Source organism: Aeromonas sp. HMWF016 (genome assembly GCF_963878195.1).
Classification (GTDB): domain Bacteria; phylum Pseudomonadota; class Gammaproteobacteria; order Enterobacterales; family Aeromonadaceae; genus Aeromonas; species Aeromonas lacus.
In genome coordinates this window covers 25,560-51,340 of record NZ_CAWNWX010000082.1, presented here as the reverse complement: position 1 = coordinate 51,340, position 25,781 = coordinate 25,560, and the positions used below count along the sequence as shown (strand labels likewise).

Annotated in this window: 25 protein-coding genes and 4 tRNA genes; 18 read left to right on the top strand and 11 right to left on the bottom strand. The window is 61.4% G+C overall.

The genetic code is table 11. The features are described 5' to 3' along the window. Positions 1-6: 6 nt before the first annotated feature. Positions 7-516, bottom strand: coding sequence for a 2-amino-4-hydroxy-6-hydroxymethyldihydropteridine diphosphokinase (folK, locus tag AACS24_RS12195; RefSeq protein ID WP_108570835.1), 510 nt, complete (start codon positions 514-516; stop codon positions 7-9). Next, complete coding sequence (folB, locus tag AACS24_RS12190) at positions 516-887, bottom strand: dihydroneopterin aldolase (protein WP_005356584.1); 372 nt, start codon at positions 885-887, stop codon at positions 516-518. The genes folK and folB overlap by 1 nt, the downstream gene beginning before the upstream one ends. A gap of 156 nt (positions 888-1,043) precedes the next feature. Between folB and plsY the strand changes: the two genes are divergently transcribed. From plsY to AACS24_RS12160, 6 genes are all read left to right on the top strand, one after another. Next, positions 1,044-1,706 (top strand): glycerol-3-phosphate 1-O-acyltransferase PlsY, encoded by a 663-nt coding sequence (gene plsY, locus AACS24_RS12185; protein ID WP_146181417.1) that lies wholly within the window; start codon positions 1,044-1,046, stop codon positions 1,704-1,706. Positions 1,707-1,753: 47 nt separating this feature from the next. Further along, a tRNA-Phe gene (locus AACS24_RS12180) sits at positions 1,754-1,829 on the top strand. A 53-nt stretch (positions 1,830-1,882) separates the two neighbouring features. Beyond that, a tRNA-Thr gene (locus AACS24_RS12175) sits at positions 1,883-1,958 on the top strand. Positions 1,959-1,961: 3 nt separating this feature from the next. After that, positions 1,962-2,037: transfer RNA gene (locus AACS24_RS12170), tRNA-Phe, on the top strand. Between the two features lie 8 nt (positions 2,038-2,045). Then, positions 2,046-2,121 (top strand) — tRNA-Asn (locus AACS24_RS12165). 106 nt (positions 2,122-2,227) lie between these two features. Next, positions 2,228-3,400, top strand: a complete 1,173-nt coding sequence (locus tag AACS24_RS12160) for a CD0519/CD1768 family membrane protein (protein WP_108570833.1) — start codon at positions 2,228-2,230, stop codon at positions 3,398-3,400. A gap of 63 nt (positions 3,401-3,463) precedes the next feature. Here the strand turns inward: AACS24_RS12160 and AACS24_RS12155 are convergent, their stop codons facing one another. Next, entirely contained in the window at positions 3,464-4,156 is a 693-nt protein-coding gene (locus AACS24_RS12155; RefSeq protein WP_108570832.1) for a B3/B4 domain-containing protein, read from the bottom strand. 443 nt (positions 4,157-4,599) lie between these two features. Here AACS24_RS12155 and AACS24_RS12150 point away from each other — a divergent pair, with 443 nt between their 5' ends. Beyond that, on the top strand, positions 4,600-5,055 hold the full coding sequence (locus AACS24_RS12150) for a hypothetical protein (protein ID WP_108570831.1): 456 nt from the start codon (positions 4,600-4,602) through the stop codon (positions 5,053-5,055). A 74-nt stretch (positions 5,056-5,129) separates the two neighbouring features. Here the strand turns inward: AACS24_RS12150 and argH are convergent, their stop codons facing one another. From argH to argC, 5 genes are all read right to left on the bottom strand, one after another. After that, on the bottom strand, positions 5,130-6,515 hold the full coding sequence (gene argH, locus AACS24_RS12145; protein ID WP_108570830.1) for an argininosuccinate lyase: 1,386 nt from the start codon (positions 6,513-6,515) through the stop codon (positions 5,130-5,132). Between the two features lie 210 nt (positions 6,516-6,725). Continuing rightward, on the bottom strand, positions 6,726-7,961 hold the full coding sequence (locus AACS24_RS12140; protein ID WP_108570829.1) for an argininosuccinate synthase: 1,236 nt from the start codon (positions 7,959-7,961) through the stop codon (positions 6,726-6,728). Positions 7,962-8,015: 54 nt separating this feature from the next. Continuing rightward, a complete protein-coding gene (locus AACS24_RS12135) occupies positions 8,016-8,927 on the bottom strand; it encodes an ornithine carbamoyltransferase (protein WP_181364162.1) in 912 nt (303 codons plus the stop codon). A gap of 25 nt (positions 8,928-8,952) precedes the next feature. Continuing rightward, complete coding sequence (gene argB, locus AACS24_RS12130; protein ID WP_005336097.1) at positions 8,953-9,732, bottom strand: acetylglutamate kinase; 780 nt, start codon at positions 9,730-9,732, stop codon at positions 8,953-8,955. Between the two features lie 22 nt (positions 9,733-9,754). Further along, positions 9,755-10,762: an N-acetyl-gamma-glutamyl-phosphate reductase gene (argC, locus tag AACS24_RS12125; RefSeq protein ID WP_108570827.1), complete on the bottom strand. Its 1,008-nt coding sequence runs from the start codon at positions 10,760-10,762 to the stop codon at positions 9,755-9,757. 271 nt (positions 10,763-11,033) lie between these two features. On the opposite strand from argC, the gene argE reads away from it, so the two are divergent. The 6 genes from argE to AACS24_RS12095 all read left to right on the top strand — a co-directional run bounded on the left by argE (position 11,034) and on the right by AACS24_RS12095 (position 18,502). Then, on the top strand, positions 11,034-12,179 hold the full coding sequence (gene argE / locus AACS24_RS12120) for an acetylornithine deacetylase (protein WP_108570826.1): 1,146 nt from the start codon (positions 11,034-11,036) through the stop codon (positions 12,177-12,179). 229 nt (positions 12,180-12,408) lie between these two features. Further along, positions 12,409-15,042: a phosphoenolpyruvate carboxylase gene (ppc, locus tag AACS24_RS12115; protein WP_043851572.1), complete on the top strand. Its 2,634-nt coding sequence runs from the start codon at positions 12,409-12,411 to the stop codon at positions 15,040-15,042. 351 nt (positions 15,043-15,393) lie between these two features. After that, complete coding sequence (locus AACS24_RS12110; RefSeq protein ID WP_181364161.1) at positions 15,394-16,101, top strand: DUF2971 domain-containing protein; 708 nt, start codon at positions 15,394-15,396, stop codon at positions 16,099-16,101. Between the two features lie 101 nt (positions 16,102-16,202). Continuing rightward, positions 16,203-16,667 (top strand): Cys-tRNA(Pro) deacylase, encoded by a 465-nt coding sequence (ybaK, locus tag AACS24_RS12105; protein WP_108570824.1) that lies wholly within the window; start codon positions 16,203-16,205, stop codon positions 16,665-16,667. A 117-nt stretch (positions 16,668-16,784) separates the two neighbouring features. After that, on the top strand, positions 16,785-17,576 hold the full coding sequence (locus AACS24_RS12100; protein WP_108570823.1) for a substrate-binding periplasmic protein: 792 nt from the start codon (positions 16,785-16,787) through the stop codon (positions 17,574-17,576). A gap of 2 nt (positions 17,577-17,578) precedes the next feature. Next, complete coding sequence (locus AACS24_RS12095; protein WP_108570822.1) at positions 17,579-18,502, top strand: hypothetical protein; 924 nt, start codon at positions 17,579-17,581, stop codon at positions 18,500-18,502. Here the strand turns inward: AACS24_RS12095 and AACS24_RS12090 are convergent. The 3 genes from AACS24_RS12090 to AACS24_RS12080 form a co-directional block, all read right to left on the bottom strand. Next, positions 18,496-19,380 (bottom strand): LysR family transcriptional regulator, encoded by an 885-nt coding sequence (locus AACS24_RS12090; protein WP_033115919.1) that lies wholly within the window; start codon positions 19,378-19,380, stop codon positions 18,496-18,498. The genes AACS24_RS12095 and AACS24_RS12090 overlap by 7 nt on opposite strands. Before the next feature lie 187 nt (positions 19,381-19,567). Then, the gene (locus AACS24_RS12085; protein ID WP_108570821.1) at positions 19,568-20,284 is read right to left on the bottom strand and encodes a GNAT family N-acetyltransferase; all 717 of its coding nucleotides are present in this window, start codon (positions 20,282-20,284) and stop codon (positions 19,568-19,570) included. Beyond that, a complete protein-coding gene (locus AACS24_RS12080; RefSeq protein ID WP_108570820.1) occupies positions 20,274-20,711 on the bottom strand; it encodes a rhodanese-like domain-containing protein in 438 nt (145 codons plus the stop codon). The genes AACS24_RS12085 and AACS24_RS12080 overlap by 11 nt, the downstream gene beginning before the upstream one ends. 88 nt (positions 20,712-20,799) lie before the next feature. Here AACS24_RS12080 and pdxR point away from each other — a divergent pair, with 88 nt between their 5' ends. The 5 genes from pdxR (at position 20,800) to AACS24_RS12055 (ending at position 25,520) form a co-directional block, all read left to right on the top strand. Continuing rightward, complete coding sequence (gene pdxR, locus AACS24_RS12075) at positions 20,800-22,224, top strand: MocR-like pyridoxine biosynthesis transcription factor PdxR (RefSeq protein ID WP_108570819.1); 1,425 nt, start codon at positions 20,800-20,802, stop codon at positions 22,222-22,224. A gap of 99 nt (positions 22,225-22,323) precedes the next feature. Next, entirely contained in the window at positions 22,324-22,725 is a 402-nt protein-coding gene (locus AACS24_RS12070; RefSeq protein WP_041210812.1) for a CidA/LrgA family protein, read from the top strand. Beyond that, a complete protein-coding gene (locus AACS24_RS12065) occupies positions 22,718-23,407 on the top strand; it encodes an LrgB family protein (RefSeq protein ID WP_108570818.1) in 690 nt (229 codons plus the stop codon). Before AACS24_RS12070 ends, AACS24_RS12065 begins: the two co-directional genes overlap by 8 nt. Positions 23,408-23,481: 74 nt before the next feature. Continuing rightward, a complete protein-coding gene (locus AACS24_RS12060) occupies positions 23,482-24,378 on the top strand; it encodes a hypothetical protein (protein ID WP_108570817.1) in 897 nt (298 codons plus the stop codon). A 281-nt stretch (positions 24,379-24,659) separates the two neighbouring features. After that, complete coding sequence (locus tag AACS24_RS12055; RefSeq protein WP_108570816.1) at positions 24,660-25,520, top strand: patatin-like phospholipase family protein; 861 nt, start codon at positions 24,660-24,662, stop codon at positions 25,518-25,520. Positions 25,521-25,781: the final 261 nt, after the last annotated feature.

Genomic DNA, 25,781 nt, shown 5'->3' with positions numbered 1-25,781 from the left:
TTTCGATCAGTGGTGCAGCAGCTCCCGCGCTTCCCAGTGAAAGGGAATGGGGCACAGCTGCTGGGAGGCCTTGTTGTAGCACTCCCACAGCTCGCCCATGGTGCGGCCATCGATTGGGTGGCGCAGCCTGGGCGCCAGCTCGGCCAGCGGCCAGAGCACGAAGGCGTTGGTGAGGATCTCGCCGCGCGGCAGCACCAGCGGCGTCTCGCAGACCAGATCGCCATAGAGCAGCAGGTCGAGATCCAGGGTGCGCGGGGCGAACTTCTTGGCATCCGGCTCGCGACCGTGGGCGAACTCCATCTCGCGCAGCAGCTGGCAGACGGCAACCAGCGGCAGGTCGGTCTCGGCAGCGGCAACAAGGTTGTAGAAGGGACGGCCATTGAAGCCCACCGCCTCGCTCTCGAATACCCGGGAGACCCGCAGCTCGCCAAACTCGGCGTGCAGGGCATCGAGCCCGGCACGGATATGGCGCTCCCGCTCGATGTTGGAGCCAAGGCTGATATAGATAGTAGTCATCAGTTGCTGCTCGCCGCCGGGGTACGGTGGCGCAGGATCTCGACGCCGACACCGGCGGCATTGGGCACGGCACCCGGCTTGGTGAGGGTTACCTTGACCCACTGCACCCGCTCGTCAGCGAGCACCAGCATGGCGACCTGTTCGGCCATGGTCTCGACCAGCTCGACTACCTTGCCGGTGACATGCTCGCAGATCTTGTTGGAGAGGTCGGCATAATCCAGTGCCAGATTGATGTCGTCGGTTGCAGCGGCGGGGCGGTTGTCGAACCCCATCTCGAGGTCAAAACGGAGCTTCTGGCGAATGCCTTTCTCCCACTCATATACACCTATGGTGGTCAAAACCTCGAGTCCGCGAATAAACACCTTGTCCATGACTGTACTTCTTCTTTACTCTTGATGGGCTGTGATGACAGCGCAGGGATGCTGGCCGGGCAACAGGCTTGCCGAGGCGCTCTGGGTGGGTATGGGCCCATGCCAGCGTTGTGGTCCGCATCATACCCCATTCATATCGTGGTAAAAACGACCAAGATGACGGCCCTGACGATTTTGATGATTATTCTGGCCTACCTGGGTGGTTCACTATCCAGTGCTGTGCTGGTCTCCCGCTGCAGCGGTCTGCCCGACCCGCGGGATCATGGCTCCCACAATCCGGGGGCAACCAATGTGCTGCGTCTCGGTGGCCGGCTGGCGGCGCTGGTGGTGCTGTTGCTCGATGTGCTCAAGGGTACGGCGCCTGTCTATCTCGCCTGGTATCTGCAGATAAAGCCGGTCTACCTCGGCTTTATCGGGGTGGCCGCCTGTCTTGGCCACATGTACCCCATCTTCTTTCATTTTCGCGGTGGCAAGGGGGTGGCGACGGCGCTGGGCACCATGATGCCGCTCGGCTTCACCATGGGGGGGGCTGTCATTGGCACCTGGTTGCTGGTGCTGCTGGTGAGCGGCTATTCGTCGCTGGCCTCCATCATTACCGTGCTGCTCACGCCACTCTTTACCTACCTGCTCAAACCCGAATACACCCTGCCAGTCTCGCTGCTCTCCTGCCTTATCCTGATCCGCCATCACGAGAACATCTCCCGCCTGCTCAAGGGGGAAGAACCCAGAGTCTGGCGGCGAAAAGGGTGTGCCAGTGGCGAGGAAGTGGGAAAAATGGGTGATGTTGAGCAAAAAAGAGACGAACGAGACAAAAAGTAAAATTTCCCGTTGACCATCCGCCTTAAAATCCGTTTAATAGCGCCCACGCCCAGATAGCTCAGTCGGTAGAGCAGGGGATTGAAAATCCCCGTGTCGGCGGTTCGATTCCGTCTCTGGGCACCAAATTTTGGTGCCATGAAATAAAAAATTTGTTCATGCACAATGGTTTAAAGTGTGCCGGCTTAGCTCAGTAGGTAGAGCAACTGACTTGTAATCAGTAGGTCACCAGTTCGATTCCGGTAGCCGGCACCATTTGCCCAGATAGCTCAGTCGGTAGAGCAGGGGATTGAAAATCCCCGTGTCGGCGGTTCGATTCCGTCTCTGGGCACCACTAATAATTCCTCCTTAGCTCAGTCGGTAGAGCGACGGACTGTTAATCCGCAGGTCGCTGGTTCGAGCCCAGCAGGAGGAGCCAAACCGAAAAGCCCTTGTCGCAAGACAAGGGCTTTTTTTCTTTGGTTCAACACCGTTTTTTTACCATAACAACAATCACACACGCACAGAATGACGGCAGGATAGATATGGAAAATCAAGTAGTTATAGACTCAAAGGGGCGACTGGCCACCATCCGCGAGTGGCTTGAGCCCGTGCTGGTGCTGCTGATCCTGGGCTGCCTGTTTGGTTATCTCGGCAGCCAGATGGGCCTCTCCGCCATGGTCAACACCCTGTTCAATACCGCTCACCAGCTGCTGCTCAATACCGTGCTCTTCATCATGGGGATCACCGTACTTTCCGGCGCGCTCAGCCAGCTGCTGAGCGAATTCGGGGTGATCCGCCTGCTGGAGGTGCTGCTGGCACCCCTGATGAAGCCGGTGTTCCGCTTGCCGGGGCGCACCGCGCTGGCGGCGCTGATGACCTTCTTCTCCGATAACCCGGCGGTGATCAGCCTTGCCAAGGACAGCCGCTTTCGCAAGGGCTTCACCCCCTGGCAACTGGTGTCTCTGACCAACTTCGGTACCGCCTTCGGCATGGGCCTGATCGTGGTGACCTTTATGGCCACCCTGCAGCTGCCGGGCGGGGAGTCTACCGCCAGCGCGGCGCTGATCGGGCTGCTCGGCGCTCTGGTTGGCTCGGTGGTCTCTACCCGACTGATGCAGCGGATGATCCGCCCGCTGGTGGGCGAGGTGCTGGATGATGAGCCGGCTGATGCCAAGGGGCACAAGGTCGGGGTCAGCAAGGAGGCCGCGCCGGGCTGGCTGCGGATCCTCAACTCGTTGCTCGATGGCGGCAAATCCGGCGTGGAGCTGGGGATGGCGGTGATCCCGGGTGTGCTGATCATCAGCACCTTCGTCATGCTGCTCACCTTCGGTCCGGGGGAGAAGGGCTATACCGGCGAAGCGTTTCAGGGGGTTGCCCTGCTGCCGGTGCTGGCCGCCAAGGTAAGCTGGCTGTTTGACCTGCTGTTTGGCTTCCAGCAGCCGGAGCTGGTCGCTTTCCCGGCTACCTCGCTCGGTGCGGTCGGTGCCGCCATGTCGCTGGTGCCCCCCTTTATTGCCAAGGGATGGATCACCGGCAACGAGGTGGCAGTGTTTACCGCCATGGGGATGTGCTGGAGCGGCTTTTTGAGCACCCACACCGCCATGCTCGATGCCCTCGGCTATCGCCACCTCACCTCCCGCGCCATTGTCGCCCACACGGTCGGCGGCTTGTGCGCCGGGGTGGCAGCGCATCAGCTTTATATGCTGCTGGGCTGAGCAGAGTGAAAAGAGAGAGGGGCGCCGCAGCGCCCCTCTCTGTATCCTGCTGACGAAAATCGCCTATTCGTTATGGCCGATCAGGCTCTGCGAGATCACTGCTTCCGGCATCATCTCCCGCAGCCCGGCAATCAGTTTTTCCCCCGCCTCATGCAGCGCAGCCAGCGGCATCTCGGGCAGGCTCTCCAGAATGAACCACATCTGGCCCGAATCGACACTCAATCGGGTGCGCACACCCTGCCGCCAGTTCCAGCGCCGACAGGTCACCCCCTTGTCATCCCGCCAGACCACCTCGCCGGGTTCCGGAGATTCGTGTGCGGGTTCGCCCCCCTTCATGGTATCGAACTGCTCGCTGCCATCGGCCACCACCAGTCGCGGCAACCCCTCATAGGCGAGCAGGTTTTCGCCCCCCACCGGAATGGCGTAGCGAATGCTGATGGCGTTGTAGAGATCGACTACGGGATCGATGGCCGGCAGGTTGCCATCGCGGGCGACCCGCTTTCTCAGAGCCTCGGCGGAACAGGGAGTCCGCTGCGGCTTGGCGCCAAATTTTCTGAACAGATCGCCCCAGGCGGCGAGATGCGCCTCTGCCCACGGCACATCGGCGGTCATCATGGCGGTGCAGGCTTCATCAAGGGCGCGAGCCCCCACGTTCGGGTCGACCACGGCGGCGGCCTGCACCGTGATGCTCAAAGCGCGAAAGCCGGGAGCCAACTGGCTGACTTCGGGGGAGATATGGGGGGTGATCAGGGACATAGCGACTCCATAAACGAAAAAGGCAGGGAGAAGGCGGCTGCCGGCCAGCATAGCGGTGACGGCAAATCCGGTTTGAGAGCCATCTTGCGCGAACATGTTAGATAAGAAAATTTACATGATCTTAATAGCTATAAGTTTCATGAATGAAAAATGACGTAATCGAGGGAATGGCAGGCATGTAGCGGCATATAGCGAAGAGGAGCCCTGCCGCCTCCGGTTTGCTGCGGCAATGCCCCTTTGCCGCTTCGATCTGCAGCGGCAGCCGCTGGCCGCCCGGCTCTCTTGTGATGACCTCAGTTGCAATGCCAGAACACAAGGCGGCGATTCAAATCATTCGGTGACTCAATGAGTTGGTTTCGCCCTGTGCTGTTCACTAAATTCTGGCCCCGCTTATGCACTCCTCCTGGCAACACCATCAAGGGTCGTTGTCGCGGAGAGATATCATGATCAGTACCCTGCTTCCCCTTGCCTCTATCGCCCTCAAGCTGGGCAGCCAGTTGCTTAGCAGCAGTAGTAAACCCGAGCCTGTGCAGCCTGCCGTGCAGGAGGAACACCTTGCTCCAACTGTCCAGAGCCTGTTCCAGCGACTCGGCATCAAGGATGCCGATAGCGAACAGAATCGCTCGGCCATCAACCATTTTATGGGTGAGCTGATGCAGACCTTGGGGAAGGAGAATGGTGGCCAATCCCTCTCTGCCGCCATCGATAGCGCCCGCAACCAGCTGGCGAGCGGCACCCAGAGCACCCGCTTTGATGCGCTGCAAAGCGAGCTCAATACCCTCAAGGATTCCCTCGGTGCCAGCAATCTCAACCTCGATCAGCTGCTCGGCGCTTTTAAACAGACCCTGCCCAATGGCAAGGGGGAGGGAGTGGGCAAACTGCTCAATGCCAGCGCGTGAACGATGGCGGGCAATAAAAAACGGCAACCGAGGTTGCCGTTTTGCTTTCTTATTCGAATGACAAGCCGGTTGGCTTAACCCGCCCGTTTGGCCAGCCAGGTTTCGGCGGCAGTCAGGGCTGCCTCAACCTGTTCGCGGGCGACGCCGCCTTTGGCAACCCGTTTGGCGAGGGTCGCTTCCAGCTCCAGATTGGGGTAGACGTCGAACTCGATCACCGGGCTGAAGCGCTGGAACTCGCCGATGGAGAGCTCCTCCAGTGGGCGGCCCACGCTGATGGCGAATACCACGGTTTCGCCGACGATATGGTGCGCTTCACGGAACGGAATCCCCTTGGCCACCAGATAGTCCGCCAGCTCGGTGGCGTTGGCGTAGCCGCCTTGCGCCGCTGCCATGGTGCGCTCGCCATTCACTTTCAGATCGATCAGCACCAGCGCCGCCATATCGAGGCAGTCGTGCCAGGTGTCGAGGGCATCGAACAGTCCCTCCTTGTCTTCCTGCATGTCCTTGTTGTAGGCCAGCGGCAGCGCCTTGAGGCTCATCAGCATGCCCATCTGGGCGCCGACCACCCGGCCGGTCTTGCCACGGATCAGCTCCAGCGCATCCGGGTTCTTCTTCTGCGGCATCAGCGACGAGCCGGAAGTGACCGCATCGGAGAGCTCGACAAACCCAGCCTCGCCGGTGTTGTAGAAGATAAGGTCTTCGGCAAAGCGCGACAGATGGGTCATGGAGAGGGACGCTACGTGCATCAGTTCCACTACGTGATCCCGATCGGAGACCGAGTCCAGACTGTTGCGGGTGGCGCCACTAAAGCCCATGTCGAGCGCCAAGGCTTCGCGGTCGATGGCGTAGGCGGTGCCCGCCAGCGCGCCACAGCCGAGCGGGCTAGTGTCGAGGCGCTTGAGGGCATCCTGCAGCCGGGAGTAGTCCCGCTCCAGCATCTCCACATAGGCCAGCGCCCAGTGGGCGTAGGTGACCGGCTGGGCCCGCTGCAGGTGGGTGTAACCGGGCAGCACGGCGGCCTGATTGGCACGGGCGGAGGCGACCAGCCCCTGCTGCAGGGCGGTGATGGAGCCGAGCAGCAGCTCGCCCTGCGCCTTGCACCAGAGTTTCAGGTCGGTGGCGACCTGATCGTTGCGCGAGCGGCCGGTGTGCAGCTTTTTGCCGAGATCGCCGACGGCGGTGATAAGCGCGCTCTCGACCCAGGAGTGGATATCTTCGGCATCCGAACTCAGGATCTGCTGCGGATCCTGCTGCACCGAGGCGAGCAGTACCTCCATCGCCTGTTGCAGTTTTCCCTGCTCATCGGCGGTCAACACGCCGACTTTCACCAGCGCCTTGGCCCAGGCCATGGAGCCCTGAATATCCTGCTCCGCCAGTCGGTAATCGAACCGCAGCGAATCGTTGAACTGCTTGAACCGGCTATCGGCTCCCTGACTGAAGCGTCCACCCCAAAGTGCCATACTGCTCTCCTTGAATGCGTTGTCGGTGGCACCCTGGCCACCGAGCTTGAAATCGTGCCCTGTTTTTCTGCGAGTCTGTTATCTCACAGAAGCGGCCGAGGTGCTGCCGCTCTTGTCACACCCGCTGATGATGGGTCAGGGGCTATGCCCTCTGCCTGTAGAAGAGGGGGCCATGCCCCCTCAACGGAATCAACGGGTTATCTCGCTTGCCTAACCGTGGGTATGGTCGCCACCGATGGCCTGATGCTGCTCCTTCATGGCGCGGATCCGGCTGGCCAGGGTGTAGAGACGGATAAAGCCTTCGGCATGGCTCTGGTCGTACACTTCGTCGGCGCCGAAGGTGGCGAAGTCTTCGGAGTAGAGGCTGTTCGGCGACTTCTTCTGCACCGCAGTGACCTGACCCTTGTACATCTTCAGCACCACTTCACCGTCCAGATCTTCGGCGATGGCGTTGGCAGAGGCGAGGATCGCCTTGCACAGCGGGGTGAACCAGCGACCGTCATAGACCAGATGGGAGAACTCGGCACCCAGCTTTTCCCGCCAGGCGCGGGTCGGGCGATCCAGTACCAGCTCTTCCACCGCGCGCAGCGCGGCGACCATCACGGTACCGCCCGGGGTCTCGTAGCAGCCGCGGGACTTCATCCCCACCATCCGGTTTTCGGTGATGTCGATGCGGCCCACGCCGTGCTTGCCGGCACGCTCGTTCAGGGTCATCAGGATCTGGTGCGGGCTGAGCGGCTGGTCGTCAACGGCCACCACTTCACCCTGCGCCACGGTCAGCTTGACGTACTCTGGCTGATCCGGTGCCTGCTCGGCCGGTACTGTCCACTGCCAGACCGCTTCGGAGGGCTCGTTCCAGGTGCTCTCCAGCTCGCCACCCTCGGTGGAGATGTGCCAGGCGTTGGCGTCGCGGCTGTAGATCTTCTTAAGGGTCGCCTTGCAGGGGATGTTGCGGGTCTCCAGATAGGAGAGCAGATCTTCCCGGGAGCGCATGTCCCAGATCCGCCACGGGGCGATCACTTTCAGCTGGGGTGCCAGCGCGGCTACCGCGCCTTCGAAACGCACCTGATCGTTGCCCTTGCCGGTGCAACCGTGGGAGATGGCATCGGCCCCTTCCGCCAGCGCGGCCTCGACCATCGCCTTGGCGATCACCGGACGGGCCATGGAGGTACCCAACAGATAGGTGCCCTCATAGACGGCGCCGGTCTTCAGGGTCGGGTAGACGTACTCTTTGACGAACTCTTCGCGCAGATCCTTGATGATGCACTTGGTGGCGCCGGAGGCGATGGCCTTCTGCTCGATCCCTTCCAGATCGTCGCGCTCCTGACCCACGTCGGCGACGAAGGCGATGATCTCCGCATCATAGTTTTCCTTCAGCCAGGGAATGATGGCCGAGGTATCCAGTCCGCCCGAGTAAGCCAGTACGATCTTGTTGATTCCGCTCATTTACTTCTCTCCATGATGATTCGATAAAAGGGTGTTATTTGGGGTCGGTTGCCGTTATTTGTGCCCAAGCAGGGTCAACAGTACGGCGTTCTGGATATGCATCCGGTTTTCGGCCTCGTCCATGATGAGGGAGGCGGGGCCATCCATCACCTGCGAGGTGATCTCCAGCTCCCGGTGGGCCGGTTGGCAGTGCAGCACGTGCTGGATGCCGGTCCGGTCGAGCAGGGCCTGGTTGATCTGGTAAGGCATAAAGAGCTCGGTGACCTGCTCCATCGGGGTGTTGTCGCCCATGGAGACCCAGGTATCGGTGTAGGCCACATCGAACCCTTCGATATCCGCCACGTCGTCGCTGATGTGGATGGTCGCCCCCGACTTGGCCGCCAGTGCCTGCGCCTGCAGGAAGATCTGGGTATCCGGGCCGTGGCCTTTCGGGCAGATCAGGGTGACGTCGGTGCCGAGGGTGGCCCCCAGCAGCAGCAGAGAGTGGCTGACGTTGTTGCCATCACCGAGGTAGGCAAGCTTCACCTTCGACAGGTCGTCGTAGTGCTCGGCAATGGTCATAAAGTCGGCCAGCCCCTGACAGGGGTGGTAGAGGTTGCACAGGCTGTTCACCACCGGCACTGTGCCGTGCTCTGCCAGCTCGACCAGGGTCTGGTGATCGAATACCCGGGCGACGATGGCATCACACCAGCGGGACAGGTTGGCGGCGAAATCCTTCACCGACTCCCGCTTGCCCAGTGCGCCGTTCTGCTGATCCAGATAGACACTGTGGCCGCCCAGTTTGGCGATGCCGATGTCGAAGGTGACCCGGGTACGCAGGGAGGGCTTCTCGAACAATGTGACCACGCTCTTGCCGGCCAGCGCTTGGCTGTACTTCTTCGGGTCGGCCTTGACCGCTTTGCCCAGCGCAATCAGCGCTTCGATCTGGGCTTTGTTCAGATCACTGTCTTTCAGAAGATGTTGCATCGGATGTTCCTTGTTCCGGTGGAGATCAAATGGCCACTTGGGTGCCGACCGCGCCGCCAGCCAGCAGCTTGAGCAGCTGATCCGGGTAACGCCAGCTGGCGACACAGACCGGCTTGCCTAGGGTCTCGGCGGCGTGCAGGGCCGCTTCTACCTTGACCGCCATACCGTCGCGGATCACCCCTTTCTCCATCAGATCCAGCGCGGTCAGCTTGTCGAGCTGGGGCACCAGCTTGCCCTTGCCATCCAGGATGCCGCTCACATCGGAGAGCATCACCAGATCGGCACCGAGCGCCTCGGCAATGGCGGTGGCCGCCTGATCCGCGTTGACGTTCATCAGTTGCCCCTCGGCTGTGATGCCGATGGAGCTCACCACCGGCAGGAAGCCCTGACCTAGGATGCCTGCTACCAGTGCCGGGTTGCCCGGCTTGCACTCGCCGACGGCGCCGAGATCCGGGTCGAGCTGGGTCACCTGACAGAGGCCGCCATCCGCCAGACAGAGCCCCACCGCCGGAATACCGGTGGCGATCGCCTTGGCCATCATCTGCTTGTTGGCAGTGCCCGCCAGCGCTCCGGCAATGAAGGGGATCTGTTCGAAGGGGGTTACCCGCAGGCCGTTCTTCTTGGTGGAGGTGAGACCCAGCCCCTTGAGCAGGTCATCCACCAGACAGCCACCGCCATGCACCAGCACCAGCGGACGGTGCTGATCGTCGAGAAAGGTTTTGAGGGTGGCGAACAGGGCGGTCAGCGCCTCGTCGTTTTCGATAAGGGCGCCGCCCAGCTTGATTACCAACGTCTGTTTGTCCATGTTCGAGATCCTTCCTAAGTCCTTAAATCAGGCCGGTGGCCGGTTCAAATCCAAATTTGATATTTATGCACTGCATGGCTTGCGAGGCGGCGCCCTTGAGCAGGTTGTCGATGGCAGAGACCACCACCAGCATGTTGCCCTGCTGTTGCCAGGCGATGTCGCAGTAAGGGGTGCCCGCTACGCCGCGAATGGAGGGCATCTGGCCGGTGAGGCGCACCAGCGGTTTGCCTTCGTAGGCCTTGAGGAAGGCCTGATCCACCTGGGTGGGGGTGACGCCGTCCGCCAGCTGCACATAGATGGTGGCCAGAATGCCGCGCACATAGTTGCCAAGGTGGGGCTGGAACAGCACCTCCTTGCCGAGGTGATGGCTGATCTCCGGCTGGTGTCTGTGATTGAAGGTGCCGTAGGGGTTGAGGCTCACTTCGCAGAAGCTGGTGTTGATGGCGGCCTTGCGCCCGGCGCCGGAGACCCCGGAGACGGCGTTGATGATGGGCTGCCAACCCTTGGCAATCAGGCTATCCTGCTGCAGCGGCTTGAGCGCGCAGAGGGAGGCGGTCGGGTAGCAACCGGGCACGGCTACCAGCTGGGCGCTGGCGATGGCATCGGCATTCCACTCGGCCAGACCGTAGGCGGCCTGATCCAGCCACTGTTCGCTCTGGTGGGTGAAGCCGTAGAAGCTGTCGTAGAAGCCCTGATCCTTGACCCGGAAGGCGCCGGAGAGATCGAACACCGGCAGCCCCTTGGCGAGAAACTTGGGGGCAAGCGTGGCGCTTACCTCATGGGCGGTGGCCAGCAGCACCAGATCGGCCTGGGTCAGGATCCGGGTCATGCCATCCTCGTCCAGTGGCAGCAGCGGCTGATCGAGGGCACCGACCCACTGGGGATGCAGGGAAGAGAAGCGCTTGTGGGCATCCTGACTGCCGGCGGAGACATAGAGGCCGAACAGTTTGAGTTGTGGATGGTTCTGTACCAGTGCGGCCAGTTCGGCTCCCGCGTAGCCACTGGCACCGACGATAACGGTGTTAAGCATGTTGAATATTCCAAGTCAGAGTTCGAGATTCACAGCATGGTGCTGCGGTGCACAAGGGTGTTCGATCGCCCCTTTGCACAAGTGCGGAGGGGCAATTCAGGCGGGTGTGTGTCGTCGGTTATAGATCAGGTGACAGAACATTAACTTTCCCTTACAACTAGAAGCCTTTGTTGATGAGCCAGATATTCAGGTAAAATTACAGAATATTAATGCACTCACTTTGCATTTGTATTTTCTAACAGAAACATTCCGGGGACGCAAGGAGGAGCTGATGGCCAATCTGGATTTTTTTTCACTTTATAAGAATATTATTGCGATTCCCTCTATCAGCAGCACGGATCCCAAGTGGGACCAGAGCAATGAGGCGGTGATCCGGCTGCTGGCTGACTGGTTCGGTCAGCTCGGTTTTCAGTGCGAGGTAACGGCGCTCCCCGATCTGCCGGGCAAGTTCAATCTGGTGGCAACGATCGGCCAAGGCGAGGGCGGCCTGCTGCTGGCGGGCCACACCGATACGGTGCCGTTTGATGAGGGGGGCTGGAGCAAGGACCCCTTCAAGGTAACCGAAGAGGGCAACCGCCTCTATGGCCTCGGTACCATCGATATGAAGGGCTTCTTCGCCTTTATCGTCGAGGCGCTCAAGGAGATCGACCTCAAGACGCTCAACAAGCCCCTGCGCATCCTCGCCACTGCCGATGAAGAGACCACCATGGCGGGGGCCCGCGCCATCGCTGCGGCAGCCGAACTCAAACCCGACTACGCGGTGATTGGCGAGCCGACCGGGCTGGTGCCTGTGGTGGCCCACAAGGGGCATATGTCGGAGGCGATCCGCATTACCGGCAAGAGCGGTCACAGCTCGGATCCCGCCAACGGCGTCAACGCCATGGAGATCATGCACAAGGCGATGGGGCAGGTGCTGCGCTTGCAGCAGGATCTGAAAGATCGCTATGCCGACCACCGCTTTGCCGTGCCGCAGCCGACCTTGAACCTCGGTTACATTCAGGGCGGTGACAGCCCGAACCGCATCTGCGGTTGCTGCGAGCTGCATATCGACCTGCGACCCACTCCGCAGGTGGGGCCAGACGAGCTGATGGGGATGCTCAAAGAGGCGCTCTCTCCCATCGAAATTCACCAACCCGGCTGCCTGCATCTGCAACACCTACATGAGCCCATTCCCGCCTATGCCTGTGCCGACGACTCTGTGCTGGTGCGCGAAGCGGAGAAGGCGAGCGGTCGCGCGGCCGAGTCGGTCAACTACTGCACCGAGGCCCCTTTTATCCAGCAGCTTGGCTGCGAGACCATAGTGATGGGGCCTGGCCATATCACCCAGGCGCATCAGCCTGACGAGTATCTGGATCTCTCCTTCGTCAAGCCCACCACTGCGGTATTGCAGCATCTGGTTCGTCGCTTCTGCCTCTGAAAAGGGCAGCAAAGGGGGTCAAAGCTGTAAGTAAGTTACATAACAAGCCGGTGCCGGAGTAGTGAGGGAAATACATCTTCTGAATCGGCCTGTTATTTGACCTTGCGCAGACAATCTGGGTAGATTGTCACCCTAAGATGACGGAGCATATGTTGTAATCGCACAACAATAAGTGAGGTCGTCTCGCACCCCGGATGGGTGTAAGGCACCAACAAGATAAGGATGTGGAATGAACGAAAAGTACGCCGCACTACGCGCCAACGTAGGCATGCTGGGTCAGCTGCTGGGCAAGTCCATCAAGGACCATCAGGGTCAGGCCTTCCTCGACAAGATCGAAACCATTCGCCAACTGGCCAAATCTTCCCGCAAAGGCAATGAGGCAGACCGGGAACGTCTGCTCGATACCCTGCGCACCCTGAGCGACGACGAGCTGCTGCCGGTGGCCCGCGCCTTCAGCCAGTTCCTCAATCTGGCCAACGTGGCCGAACAGTTCCACACCATCTCCCGTCGCTGCGAAGAGCAGGTCTGCACTCCGGATCCGCTGGAGCAGATGTTCGACAAGCTGAAAGCCTCCAACCTGTCGCAAGAGGCCATCATTCAGGCCGTGCGCGAGCTGGATATCGATCTGGTGCTGACCGCTCACCCGACCGAAGTGACCCGTCGTACCCTGATCCACAAGCATGTGCAGCTCAACGACTGTCTCGAAGCGCTGGAACTCTCCGACCTGCTGCCCCGCGAGCGGGACAAGATCCTCAATCGCATCGAGCAGCTCATCAATCAGGCGTGGCACACCAACGAGATCCGCGAACAGCGCCCGACTCCGGTGGACGAGGCCAAGTGGGGCTTTGCGGTGGTGGAGAACAGCCTGTGGCCAGCCATTCCCGAATTCATGCGCAATCTGGACGAGCGTCTGCAACACCATCTGGGTGTGCGGCTGCCGCTGGATGCCGCGCCGGTCAAGTTCACCTCCTGGATGGGCGGTGACCGTGACGGCAACCCCTTCGTCACCGCCAAGGTGACTGCCGAAGTGCTGGAGCTGGGCCGCTGGATGGCGGTGAGCCTCTTCTACAAGGACATCCGCGAGCTCACTTCCGAGCTCTCCATGTCCGACTGTACCGACGCCGTGCGCGAGCGGGTTGGCGATCACCCCGAGCCCTACCGCGCGCTGGTGCGCGAGCTGCGCGAACAACTGCGCGAAACTCAGGAGTACCTGACCGCCAAGGTGCAGGGGCAGGCGAGCGAGAGCCGGGATCTGGTCAAGACCACCGCCCAGCTGCGCGAGCCGCTGGAGCTCTGCTACCACTCCCTGCACGCCTGCGGTATGGGCAATATCGCCGACGGCATGCTGCTGGATGTGCTGCGCAAGATCGCCTGCTTCGGCATCCATCTGGTCAAGCTCGATATCCGTCAGGATGGCGAGCGCCACGGCCAGGTCTTCTCCGAGCTGACCCGCTATCTGGGGCTGGGGGATTACGCCGAGTGGAGCGAGGATGACAAGCAGGCTTTCCTGCTCAACGAACTCAACTCCCGCCGCCCGCTTATCCCGAATGACTGGGAGCCGAGCGACGAGACCCGCGAAACCATCGAAACCTGCCGGGTGATTGCACAGCATGATCCCGATGCGTTCGGTATCTACATCATCTCCATGGCTGGTGCGCCATCCGACGTGCTGGCGGTGCAGCTGTTGCTGAAAGAGGCGGGCTGCAAGTTCCGCATGCCGGTCGCCCCGCTGTTCGAGACCCAGGAAGACCTGATGGCGGGCACCGCCGTGATGGAGCGCCTGCTGTCGGTGGACTGGTATCGCGGCTACATCCAGGGCCGTCAGTACGTGATGATTGGCTACTCCGACTCCGCCAAGGATGCGGGCATGATGGCCGCCGGCTGGGCCCAGTATGCTGCCATGGAGTCTCTGGTGGCGCTGGCCGAGGCCAACAATCTGCGCCTCACCCTGTTCCATGGTCGTGGCGGTACCGTCGGTCGTGGCGGTGCGCCGGCCCAGCAGGCCATCCTGTCGCAACCGCCGGGATCCCTGCGCGGTGGCCTGCGGGTTACCGAACAGGGCGAGATGATCCGCTTCAAGTTCGGTCTGCCGAAAGTGGCGATCAAGAGCCTCGAGCTCTACACCAGTGCCGTGCTGGAAGGCAACCTGCTGCCGCCGCCCAAGCCGAAAGCGTGCTGGCGTGAAGTGGTGGAGCAGCTGGCGACCGTCTCCTGCGATCACTACCGCAGCATAGTGCGCGGCCATCCGGACTTCGTGCCCTACTTCCGCGCCGCCACCCCGGAGATGGAGCTTGGCAAACTGCCGCTCGGCTCCCGTCCCTCCAAGCGCAAGCCCAACGGCGGCGTCGAGAGCCTGCGCGCCATTCCGTGGATCTTCGCCTGGACCCAGAACCGCCTGATGCTGCCTGCCTGGCTCGGTGCCCACAAGGCGCTGCAACAGGCGATCGACGATGGCAAGCTGGCCGTGCTGGAGGAGATGAGCGCCCAGTGGCCCTTCTTCCGCACCCGCCTCGAGATGCTGGAGATGGTGTTCCTCAAGGCGGACGTCTGGCTCGCCGAGTACTACGACACCCGTCTGGTGCCGCAGGAGCTGTGGGGCCTTGGCAAACAGCTGCGTCAGGAGCTTGCCGAATCCATCGAGGTGGTGCTGAAACTGAGCCCGCGCGGGGATCTGCTGGAGGATCAGCCGTGGATCAAGGAGTCCATCAAGCTGCGCAATCCCTACACTGACCCGCTCAACGTGCTGCAGGCCGAGCTGCTCAACCGCTCCCGCAACCACCCGGAGACCCTGCACCCCGAGCTCGACAAGGCGCTGATGGTCACCATCGCCGGTATCGCCGCAGGTATGCGCAACACAGGTTGATAGCCAGCCGAAGCCAGCAGGCTTCAGCAATATCCATCAAGCCAAAGGGCGCCGACAAGGCGCCCTTTGTGTTTGTTGTCCGGAAGAATTTGGACAGATGGGAACCCCGTCTTGATGTGAGGCAGCATTTCGTAGGGGGCAATAAGCGCAGCGCATTGCACCACTCGAAAATGTGTTTTGCATGGAGTTATCCTGCGTTTTATATGGCAAGCGGTGCAATTCACTTCGTTCATTGCACCCTACTGTAGTTGGTTGGCAAACTTATATATGTTACTTTGATTACATTTAGGATTATCTGCTGGTGGACAAATGAATTCGTCATTAAACTTCTTTAAATTCAAATCGATAAATATGTGGTTATTAGATTCTATAATCAATAGTTCCATATATGCAGCAAAACCAGAAAGTTTAAATGATCCATTTGATTGTCAAATCGACTTTGAATTTGAGCTTAAAAAAGCCACATTAAATGAAATGAATCATGCAAATGCTATTCTTCAAGCGGCTCTTAATAATCCAGCCTTCATTGATAACTGGCGAAATGCTTTATCGTCCTGTGGTGTGGTCTCTTTTACTCAGGATGATGCCTCTCATAAGGCAATAGAGAATATCTTGATGTGGACTCACTATGCGGATGAACACAAAGGGGTTTGTCTCGAGTATTCAGTGGGTGAGGAGTATATTAGTAATAACTGGATAGGTGATAATGCTGAAAACCCACTTGTGATGTGTAGGTCCGTTAATTATAAGCCTGAATTATCCATCAATTGTCTTGGTAACGATTTTAATAATGAGAGAGAGTTTGTTATAGCACTTTTGGAAGACTACTTAACTATGAAAACAACACCATGGGGTTATGAGCATGAGGGGCGAATTATTTTCACGAAAAATGGTTCTGTCGCATTACCAAGAGAAGCTTTAGTTGCCGTTAGGTTCGGTTTAAAGTCTTCTAGTGATCACGTGCGTTTAATAAAGCGGATACTGGCTGACTATTCACCTGAAACAAGAGTTTTTAAGGCAGTTAAAGAGAAAAACAACATCAAATTTATAGATGTGTGAATATAGCTGCTGTAAAGCACCCCCTCCAACTTGCATCCTCCTTCACGCAGGCGCAGACTGTTTGGCCTTGTTTTTATGCAATTCGATTCAAGGCAACCATCATGACTCCTGCCATCAACCTGCTGAAGAAGCTCAAGATCCCCCACAAGCTCTACCCCTACGAGTGCGAAGCCCACGACGATTTCGGCAAGCATGCCGCGACCCAGCTCGGGCTGCCGGAGGCACAGGTATTCAAGACCCTGATCGCCCACCACGACAAACAGGCGGTGGTGGCCATCGTGCCCTCATCCGGCATGTGCAGCCTGAAGCAGCTGGCCAAGGCGACCGGCCTCAAGAAGGTGGAGATGATGAAACCGGCGGAAGCGGAGAAGCTGACCGGCTACAAGGTGGGCGGCATCAGCCCGCTGGCCCAGAAGAAGCTGCTGCCCACCGTGCTCGACGAGTCGGCCATGCAATTTGACGAGATTCTGGTGAGCGGCGGCAAGCGCGGCCTCTCGGTCGGCGTGGCCCCGCAGGATATGATCACTCTTATGAAGTGGATTGCCGCTCCAATCGGCGAAGAGTAATCGGTGAAGAGTCAGCGACGAAGAGTGATGCCCCGCACGGCCTGACGCTGCCGCCACGGCACGGTAGCGGGCTGGCTGGTATAGTGGAAGGAGACTGGCTGCCAAGGATATGGCCCCATGCGAGCATCTGTCAGATCCCTGCTGTGCGCTGTGCTGCTTCTCCCCGCCACGGGTAGTGCTACCCCTGCCTTTACCCTGCACTCCTGTTTTGAAAACAGCGACTCTTACCCCTGGCTGCTGCAGTCGGGGGAGGGGATCGTTCAGTATCACCTCAAGCTGGTGGCAGAGCGCCTTGGCATCGAAATCCTGATGACTCCACTCCCCTGGAAGCGCTGTCTCTCGCTGGTGAGCAGCGGCCAGATGGATGCCGCCTTCAAGATGAGCTATAGCGCGGAGCGGGCGAGCAAGATAGGCAGTTACCCGATGCGCGGTGACAAGCCGGATCCCGACAAGCGCTTGCTCATCGAAAGCTACAGCCTCTATCAGCTAAAGGGGGGCAAGAGCCAGTGGGATGGCACCACCCTCAGGGTCAAGGGGATAGTGGCGGCCCAGTCCGGTTTCTCCATCGTCGAGTTCCTGCAGGGGGCGGGAGTCGAGGTGGATGACTCCAGCCGGGATCCGCTCATCATATTGAAAAAGCTGGTGATGGATCGGGCCGCCGCCACCGCCTTGCAGACCGAAGTGGCCGACAGTCTGCTGGCGGCTCACCCCGACCTGCAAGGGCAGATCGAGCGGCTGGCGCCGGTGCTGGTGGAGAAGCCCTACTATCTGGTCTTCTCCCACACCTTCCGCCAGAGCCATCCAAACGAGAGTCAGCAGGTGTGGGATGCCATCGAGGCGGTGCGCAACTCGCCCACCTATCAGCACTATGTGGCCAGTTTCAGACAGACCCACCGGGCAGGGGACTAGGGATGAGAGTGATAAGCCATGGGACGGCAGAGCGGTTTGCAGGATGGTGGCTGGTGCTGCTGGTGGCCAGTCTGTTTGCGCTGCTCCCGCTGACGGTCGAGGCGGTGACCCGCTTTACCTACATCAGCCCCGAGAGCGAGCGGGATCCGCGCACCACCTACGATCGGGAGCTACTGCGCCTCGCCCTCGACAAGACGCGCGACCAGTTTGGCGACTATGTGATGGAGGCTGCGCCCCCCATGACCAAGGCGCGGGCACGGCTCAGCATGCAGCTCGACAGCTTCCCCAATCTCTTTGCCATGGACAGTTACAGCAGCACCCGCGATGGCCAGGAGCTGGCCTATGTCCCCTTTCCGGTGCATCTGGGGATCGTCAGCTACCGCATCTGTTTTGTCAGCCCGCAGCAGCAGGCGGCAGTCAGGGAGGTGACCGATCTTGCTGGCTTGCGCCGCTTCACCTTCGGTCAGGGCAAGGGGTGGCTCGATGTGGATATCCTGCGCCACGCCGGGCTGGAGGTGATGGAGGTGGATGGCTACGAGAAGCTGTTCAAGATGGTGGCGCGCGGCCGTTTCGATCTCTTCTGCCGCGGGGTGAGCGAACTGCGCAGCGAACAGCTCACCCACGACGAGGTGGAGGGGCTCAAGGTCGATGATGCCCTGATGATCTACTACCCGCTGCCCCGGGTTTTCTATACCAACGCCAACAACCGCGAGGCGCTCAGGCGGGTCGAGCAGGGGCTGCAAATCGCCTGGCAGGATGGCTCGCTGCAGGCACTGTGGCGCAAGAGCTTCGGCCCGGCCATTGCCTTTGCCCACCCCCAGCAGCGGCGGCTGATCAAGCTGGAGAACCCCTTCCTCAAGGGGATCAGCTTCGATTACCGTCCCTATTTCTACAATCCGCTCACCGATCGCTTCGGCGATCAGTGAGGCTCCCGCCACTTGCGGCAGAGCTCCAGCCAGGCTTCGGCGGTGCGCGACAGATAGCGCTCGCGGGGCCAGATCACCCCGAGTCGCCAGCTCAGCTCGGGCTCCAGCGGCCGCAGTACCAGCCCTTCCGGATTGAGCCGGTTGCAGACCGGCTCGGGCAGGAAGGCGACCCCCATGCCGCTGCGCACCATGGCGGTGAGAAAATCCCACTGACTGCTGCGCGCCGCTACCTGTGGCACAAAGCCCGCCCCGCGGCATGCCTGCTCCAGCCGTTCGCTCAGAGTGAAGGCCTGGGTATAGAGCAGGAAGGGCTCCTCCTGCAGCGCTTCCATCCGCAGCGGCGCATCGCCGCGCCAGCGCGGCTGATCCGGCAGCACCACCTGAATGGGATAGCGATCGAGATCGAGGGCGCTCAGCGGCCCCTCCTCTTTGGTGGGCAGCATGGTGATGGCGAGATCCAGCTCCCCCTCCAGCACCGCCTGTTCGATCAGGCGGCCGCCATACTCCACCAGCGTCAGCTCCACCTTGGGGTAGCGGGTGCGGTAGGCGCGGATGAGATCAGCGTAGAGGTGACCCACCATGGGAGGGATACCGAGGGTGAGGCGGCCATGCTGCAGGCTCTGCAGATCCGCCAGCTCCGCCTCCAGCTGCTGCATCTCGGCCAGAATGGTCTGGGCCCGCTGGAACAGCACCTGCCCGCTGTCGGTCAAGGTAAAGCGACGCCCCTCCCGGTTGAGCAGGGGCTGGCCCAGCTCCTCCTCGATATTGCGGATCATCTTGCTGATGGTGGGCTGGGTGACGAACAGCTTCTCCGAGGCGCGGGTGAAGCTCTGCTCCCGAACCAGTTCGACAAAGTAGCGCAGGGCGCGAATATCCATGGGCTCTCCCGGGATAACAAGGGCTCTAATCATGCCAATATGGCATGAAATGACTCATTCTAATTCATTTTATGAAGGATCTGAGCCAACTAACGGGGTGAGGCGTGCTGCGGGCAGGGGATAAACAGGCTGGCCGATCGGATGGCAGGAAAAACGTGGGGCGGCCACGGTGGCCGCCCGTATGTATTCAGTTGCCGCGCAGGGCGGCGGTGAGGGCCGAGAGGGAGAGGTGCTGGCGCCCGCTCTGGTCGAAGTTGGCATCGTCCAGCCAGCGGCCAAGGGTCGCCTGCAGGGCGGGCCACTCGCTGTCGATCACCGAGAACCAGGCGGTATCGCGCGAGCGATCCTTGTCGACCCGGGCCTGCCGGAAGATCCCCTCGAAGGTGAAACCGAGCCGCAGCGCCGCCTGCCGGGAGGGGAGGTTGAGGGCGTTGCACTTCCACTCGTAACGGCGATAGCCGAGGGCGAAGGCGCGCGCCATCATCAGCGCCATGGCGGCGGTGGCGAGCCGGGTGCGGCGCATTGCCGGGGCGAAGTGGAGCCAGCCCACCTCGATGCTGCCAGCGAGGGGGTCGATGCGCAGAAAGCTGGCGAGCCCGAGGGCGCGGCCGCTGGCGGCATCGACGATGGCGTAGAACTGGGGATCCCGCCCTGCCGCCATGCGCGCCAGCCATCCCTGCCACTCGGCGCGGCTCGGGAAGGGGCCACTGGTGAGGTAGGTCCAGAGGCTCCCGTCATCCTCGCCGAAGGCTTGCCAGAGGCTTGCTTCATGGCGGGCCGGATCGAGCGGTTCGCAGCGACAGCCCCACCCCTCAAGTAGTTGCGCTTCGGGGAAACGGGCGCCGTCCCAGCCGGCGACCAGCGGCCCGATCGGTTGGCCAAATTCGTTGATCTCAGCAGCCACAGCGCACCTCCTCGTTTGTCAGCCGACCCGGCTCGTCGCCGAGCGCGACCGCAAAGCCATCCCGCTGCCACCAGTGGAGGCCGCCGATCAGCTCCTTGACCCGAAAACCGAGGCGCGCCAGCTTGCAGGCTCCCTGAGTCGAACCGTTGCAGCCGATGCCGTCGCAGTAGCAGACGTAGATGGCATCGCGATCGAGCCTGGCCACCCGCTCGGGCACCATCTCCCGGTGCGGCAGGGAGATGGCCCCGGGAATGTGGCCGGCGGCGTAGTGCGCTGGCGAGCGGGTGTCGATGACGACGATGCCGGCCGTTGCCGCCATCAGGTCGGCGGCCAGATCGGCGGCATCGGTGCGGCAGGCGAGCTGGGCCTCGAAGAAGAGGGCGGCCTGCTCGGGCGAGAGCAGGCCGGTGGAACGAACGTGACTCATGATTAACTCCTTGTCAGATGGCAGAGCTCCACTCTAGCGGCATAATGGTTCACACGGATGTACCAATTCTGCTGGATGGAGTAGACCAATGAGCGCCTTGCCGACCCTGTTTGCCGAGAACGATGCCAGCCTGCCGGTGCAGGAGCGGCTGGTGCGCACGGTGCGTGATGCCATCCTCGCCGGTCACCTGCCACAGGGTAGCCGCCTGCCGCCGAGCCGGGTGCTGGCGCGGGATCTCTCCCTGTCGCGCGGTACGGTTGAACAGGCTTATGGCCGGCTGGAGGCGGAGGGCTACCTGACCCGCCGGGTCGGCGTGGGTAGCTTCGTAGCGCTGGCGGTGGTGCCCGCACCACGCAGCAGCCAGCGCGGTGGCGCCCCCTTGTCAAAGCGCGGGGCGGCGATCCTCGCCAGCGGCGCCTGTCAGGAGGAGACGGGCACCCCGCACAGTTTTGCCAGCGGTCAGGGCGACACGCTCGCCTTTCCCCGCGAGCTTTGGGGGCGGCTGTTGCAGCAGCAGTGGCGCCGGCATGGGCCACGCCTGATGCAGTATGGCGATCCGGCCGGTCTGCCCGCCCTGCGTCAGGCCATCGCCGCCTATCTGGTGCAGTCGCGCGGACTGGTTTGCCACCCGGAACAGGTATTGCTGCTCACCAGCTCCCAGCAGGGGATCCAGCTCGCCGCCCAGCTGCTGCTCGACCCCGGTGATACGGTCTGGCTGGAGGATCCGGGTTACCTCGGCGCGCGCAATGCGATGCAGGCCGCCGGGGCGCGCCTCCACCCGGTGCCGGTGGATGAGGAGGGGCTTAACCCGTCTGGCGATCATCCGGCGCCGCGCCTCATCTACACCACCCCTTCCCACCAGTATCCCCTCGGCATGGCGATGAGCCTGCCCCGGCGCATGGCGCTGCTGGCCCGCGCCGAGCGGGAGCAGGCATGGATTTTGGAGGATGACTACGACGGCGAGTTTCAGTACGACCAGCGGCCGCTCCCCTCGCTGCAGGGGCTGGATCGCAGCGGCCGGGTCATCTATGTGGGCACCTTCAGCAAGGTGCTGTTCGGTTCGCTGCGCCTCGCCTATCTGGTGCTGCCACCGGCGCTGCTGGAGCCCTTTGCCCACGCGCGCGCCGCGTTCGACGGCCACAGCAACCAGCTGTTGCAGGCGGTGACCGCCGAGTTTCTGCAGAGGGGCTACTTTGCCAGCCATCTGCGCCAGATGCGGCTGCTCTACCGCAGTCGGCGGGATCTGCTGCTGGCCCAGCTGGCCGAGCACTGCCCGCAGCTGACCCCCATCCACACCGGTGCCGGATTGCAGTGCACCGCGCTGTTGCCCCCCGGCGGCGAGGCGCGCTGGACAAACATGGCCAACCGGCAGGGTCTGGGATTGCGACCCTTGCGCCCCTTCTATCTGGGGCAGGCGGATCGGGAGGGGTGGCTGCTCGGCTATGCCGGCCTCGACAACGCCACCCTGCGCCAGCTCTGCCGCGACCTTGGCCGCGCGTTGCAAGAGGGGTAGTTCATGCCTTTAAGGCATGAAATTGATAATTTAAATTCATTTCTGGAAGGTTTGGCCTCTCTCTATACTGTGAACCAGTTCACAGAAAGACCCTTGATCATGAAATCCCTTGCCCTGCGCTGGTTACAGACACCCTTCCAGATTGTGTTGCTGGCAGCCATCTGGCTGTTGGCCGATACCGCGGTTCGAACCCTCCATCTGCCGCTGCCCGCCAACCTCACCGGCATGCTGTTGCTGCTGGCCTGCATCCTGCTCGGGGTGGTCAAGGCCGAGTGGTTCAGTGCCGGTGCACGCTGGCTGCTGGCCGAGATGCTGCTGTTCTTCGTTCCTGCCGTGGTGGCGGTGGTCAACTATCAGGAGCTGCTGCTGCAAGAGGGGTGGCGCATCATGGTGGTGCTGCTGGTGAGCACCACCCTGGTACTCGGTACCACGGCGCTGGTGGTGGACCGGGTTTACCGCCTCGAACTGAAACTGGCCCGTCGGAGTCGCCGTCATGTCTGATACCCTGCTCGGGCTGCTCTGTTTCGCCCTCACCCTGCTCTTCTACTACGCCAGCAAATGGCTCTACGGCAAAAAACGCATCCTGCCGCTGATGCCGCTGCTGCTGGCGCCGACCCTGCTGGTGGCCGTGGTGCTGCTGTTCCACATCCCCTATCAGGACTACATGGCGGAATCCCACTGGTTGCTCTGGCTGCTGGGCCCGGCCACCGTCGCCTTCGCGGTGCCGGTCTACGAGAACCGCCAGCTCATTCGTCGCCACTGGTTGTCGCTGTCGGTCGGGGTGGTTGCGTCGGTCATCATGGCGGTGGGCAGTACCGTGCTGCTGGCTCGCTGGCTCGATCTCTCCGACATGTTGCAGCGCAGTCTGGCTATGCGCTCCATCACCACGCCGTTTGCGGTGGAGGCGACCCGCGCCATCGGCGGTCAGAGCGATCTCACGGCGCTGTTTGTGGTGCTGACCGGCGTCATCGGCATGGCGGTAGGGGAGAGCGTGCTCACCGTGCTGGCCATTCGCAGTCGCCTCGGCAAGGGGGCCGGCTTTGGTGCCTCGGCCCACGGCGCCGGCACCGCCAGGGCCTATCAGATGGGCAACGAAGAGGGGGTAGTCTCCAGCATGGTGATGATGATTGCCGGTATGGTGACCGTGCTGCTGGCACCCCTGCTGGGCCGGATATTCTGGTAGGCTGAACTCCCCTTTACAAGGCTGCTCGTCCCGGCGCTACACTCTAGTGAGCGTGTATTCCCGGGATGAGCAGTATGACCTTTCATCGCCTCGCTTCCTTCTTGCTGCTGTGCAGCTTCTCCCTCCTTGCCACCCCCCTGCGGGCGAGCGATGTCTTTACCCATATCAGCCCGGAGAGCGACCGGGATCAGCGCACCATCTATTTTCGCGAGCTGCTGCAGCTGGCGCTGGAGAAGACCCGCGACAGCTTCGGTGACTACGAGTTGCGGGCAGCGCCGCCGATGAACCGGATCCGGCTGCGACAGGTGCTGCAGACCAACCTCTATCCCAACTTCTTTGCCGTCGATACGCCGCAGCCCGATAGCGGCGAGGCCCTCGACTATGTCCGCTTTTCGGTTGAGCTCGGCATCCTCGGCTATCGCATCTGCTTCGTCAGCCCGCAGCAGGCGAAGGCGATTGCCGGGGTGACCCGCTTCGAGCAGCTCAAGCAGTACCAGAATGTGCAGGGGCGTGGCTGGCAGGATGCCGCCATTTTGCGGGCGGCCGGGCTGCAGGTGCAGGAGGTGGACAGCTACGAGCGGCTGTTCAAGCTGGTGGCCCGCGGGCGGGCCGACCTATTTTGCCGCGGCGCCAACGAGCTCTTCACCGAGCTGGAGCAGCACCGGGATGTGGCCGGCCTCACCGTGGAGCAGCATATCGCTCTGCACTACCCCTTTCTCCATCTCTTCTACACCTTCAAGGGGAATCAGGCGGGGATCCGGCGCATTCAGGCCGGGCTCAAGCTGGCATGGCAGGATGGCTCGCTGCAGCGACTCTGGCTGCACCACTTCAAACCCTCCCTCGATCAGGCCAGACTCCACCAGCGCCAGCTGTTCGAGCTGCCCAACCCGCTGCTCAAGGGGATCGACTTTGATTACGACGCCTATCACTACGATCCGGTGACCGGGCGTTTCGGCCCCGGCTTGCCCTGAGCCGGGATGCCCTCCCAGTGGGTCATTAGTCTGCGCAAACGCACCTTTTTCATTCCAATAATGCATGATCTGTATAATTTAAATTCATTTAATGAATGAGCTGTCTACTGAATATACTGTGACCCGCTTCACGGTAATCAGGTTTGGCTCCTGCCCGGCTTATCAGCCCCGCTGAACTTGCTCCTGAACCGTCCAGCTCAGGCGTCTTGGTGTCCGACATGAAGGCGTCCATCACCGATCGGGGTGAGCCCCGGATTTGTTACCGCTGACGGAGCTTTCACATGTTCTCTTCTGCTACCAACGCGCTCATTGTCGAAGGGGGCGCCATGCGCGGCATCTTCGCCAGTGGCGTGCTCGATGCCTTCGTGGAAAGTCACCACTACCCGTTCGATTTCGTCATGGGCGTCTCTGCCGGGGCGACCAATCTGGTCTCTTACCTGAGCGAGCAGCCACGCCGCAGTCATCACATCATCACCGAGCTAGCCTGCAGCAGCGACTTTCTCGACCCGCTGCGCTTCGTCAAGGGGGGTGATCTGGTGGATGTCAGCTGGCTCTGGCGTACCAGTCGTTACCGCTTTCCCCTCGATCTCGATACCTTCTCCGCCTGCCGCATCCCCTTCTATGCGGTCACCACCGATGTGGCGACCGGTGAAGCCGTCTACCTGCCGGTGCGCCCCGACAACATGGACGAGGTGCTGACCGCCACCTGCGCCCTGCCGGTGGTACAGCACGAGACCCCCTGTGTCGATGGCCGTTTCATGGCGGATGGCGGCATCAGTGACTCCATCCCGGTGATCGAGGCCTATCGGCGCGGGGCGCGGCGGATGACGGTGGTGCTCTCCGAGCCGCGCGGTTATCGCAAGAAGCCGGCCCGCTTCTGCTGGATGGTGAAGGCGCTGCTCAAGACCCAGCCCGCGCTGGCACAGGCGATGCTGGCACGGGATGTGGCCTACAACCGCGCCCTCGACTTTATTGAAATGCCGCCCGCTGATTGCGAGATTGAGGTGATTGCGCCACCGGCCGGTTTTCCGGTCTCCCGCTTTACCCGCGATCAGCTCAAGCTGGAGTCCGGCTATCTGCAGGGCTACTGGCAGGGACGCCAGAGCCTGCTGCGGGCGGGCAGAGAGGCGCGGGCTGCCTAGCGGCAAAATGGTTGGAATAGGGAATGCAGTTATGAAAAGGGGAACCTCGCGGTTCCCCTTTTATCTTTCTGATCGGCAGTCGCAGGTTACAGCATTTGCTTGAGGCGATAGAGCAGGTCGAGTGCCTGACGGGGGGTGAGCTCGTCCGGGCGCACCGCTTCCAGCTCATCGACTACCGGATGGCTCTGGGGCGCCATGGCCACCGGGGCAGGGCGGCTTTCACCGGCGGCCACCGGGGTGGCGCTTTCCAGCTCGTGCAGC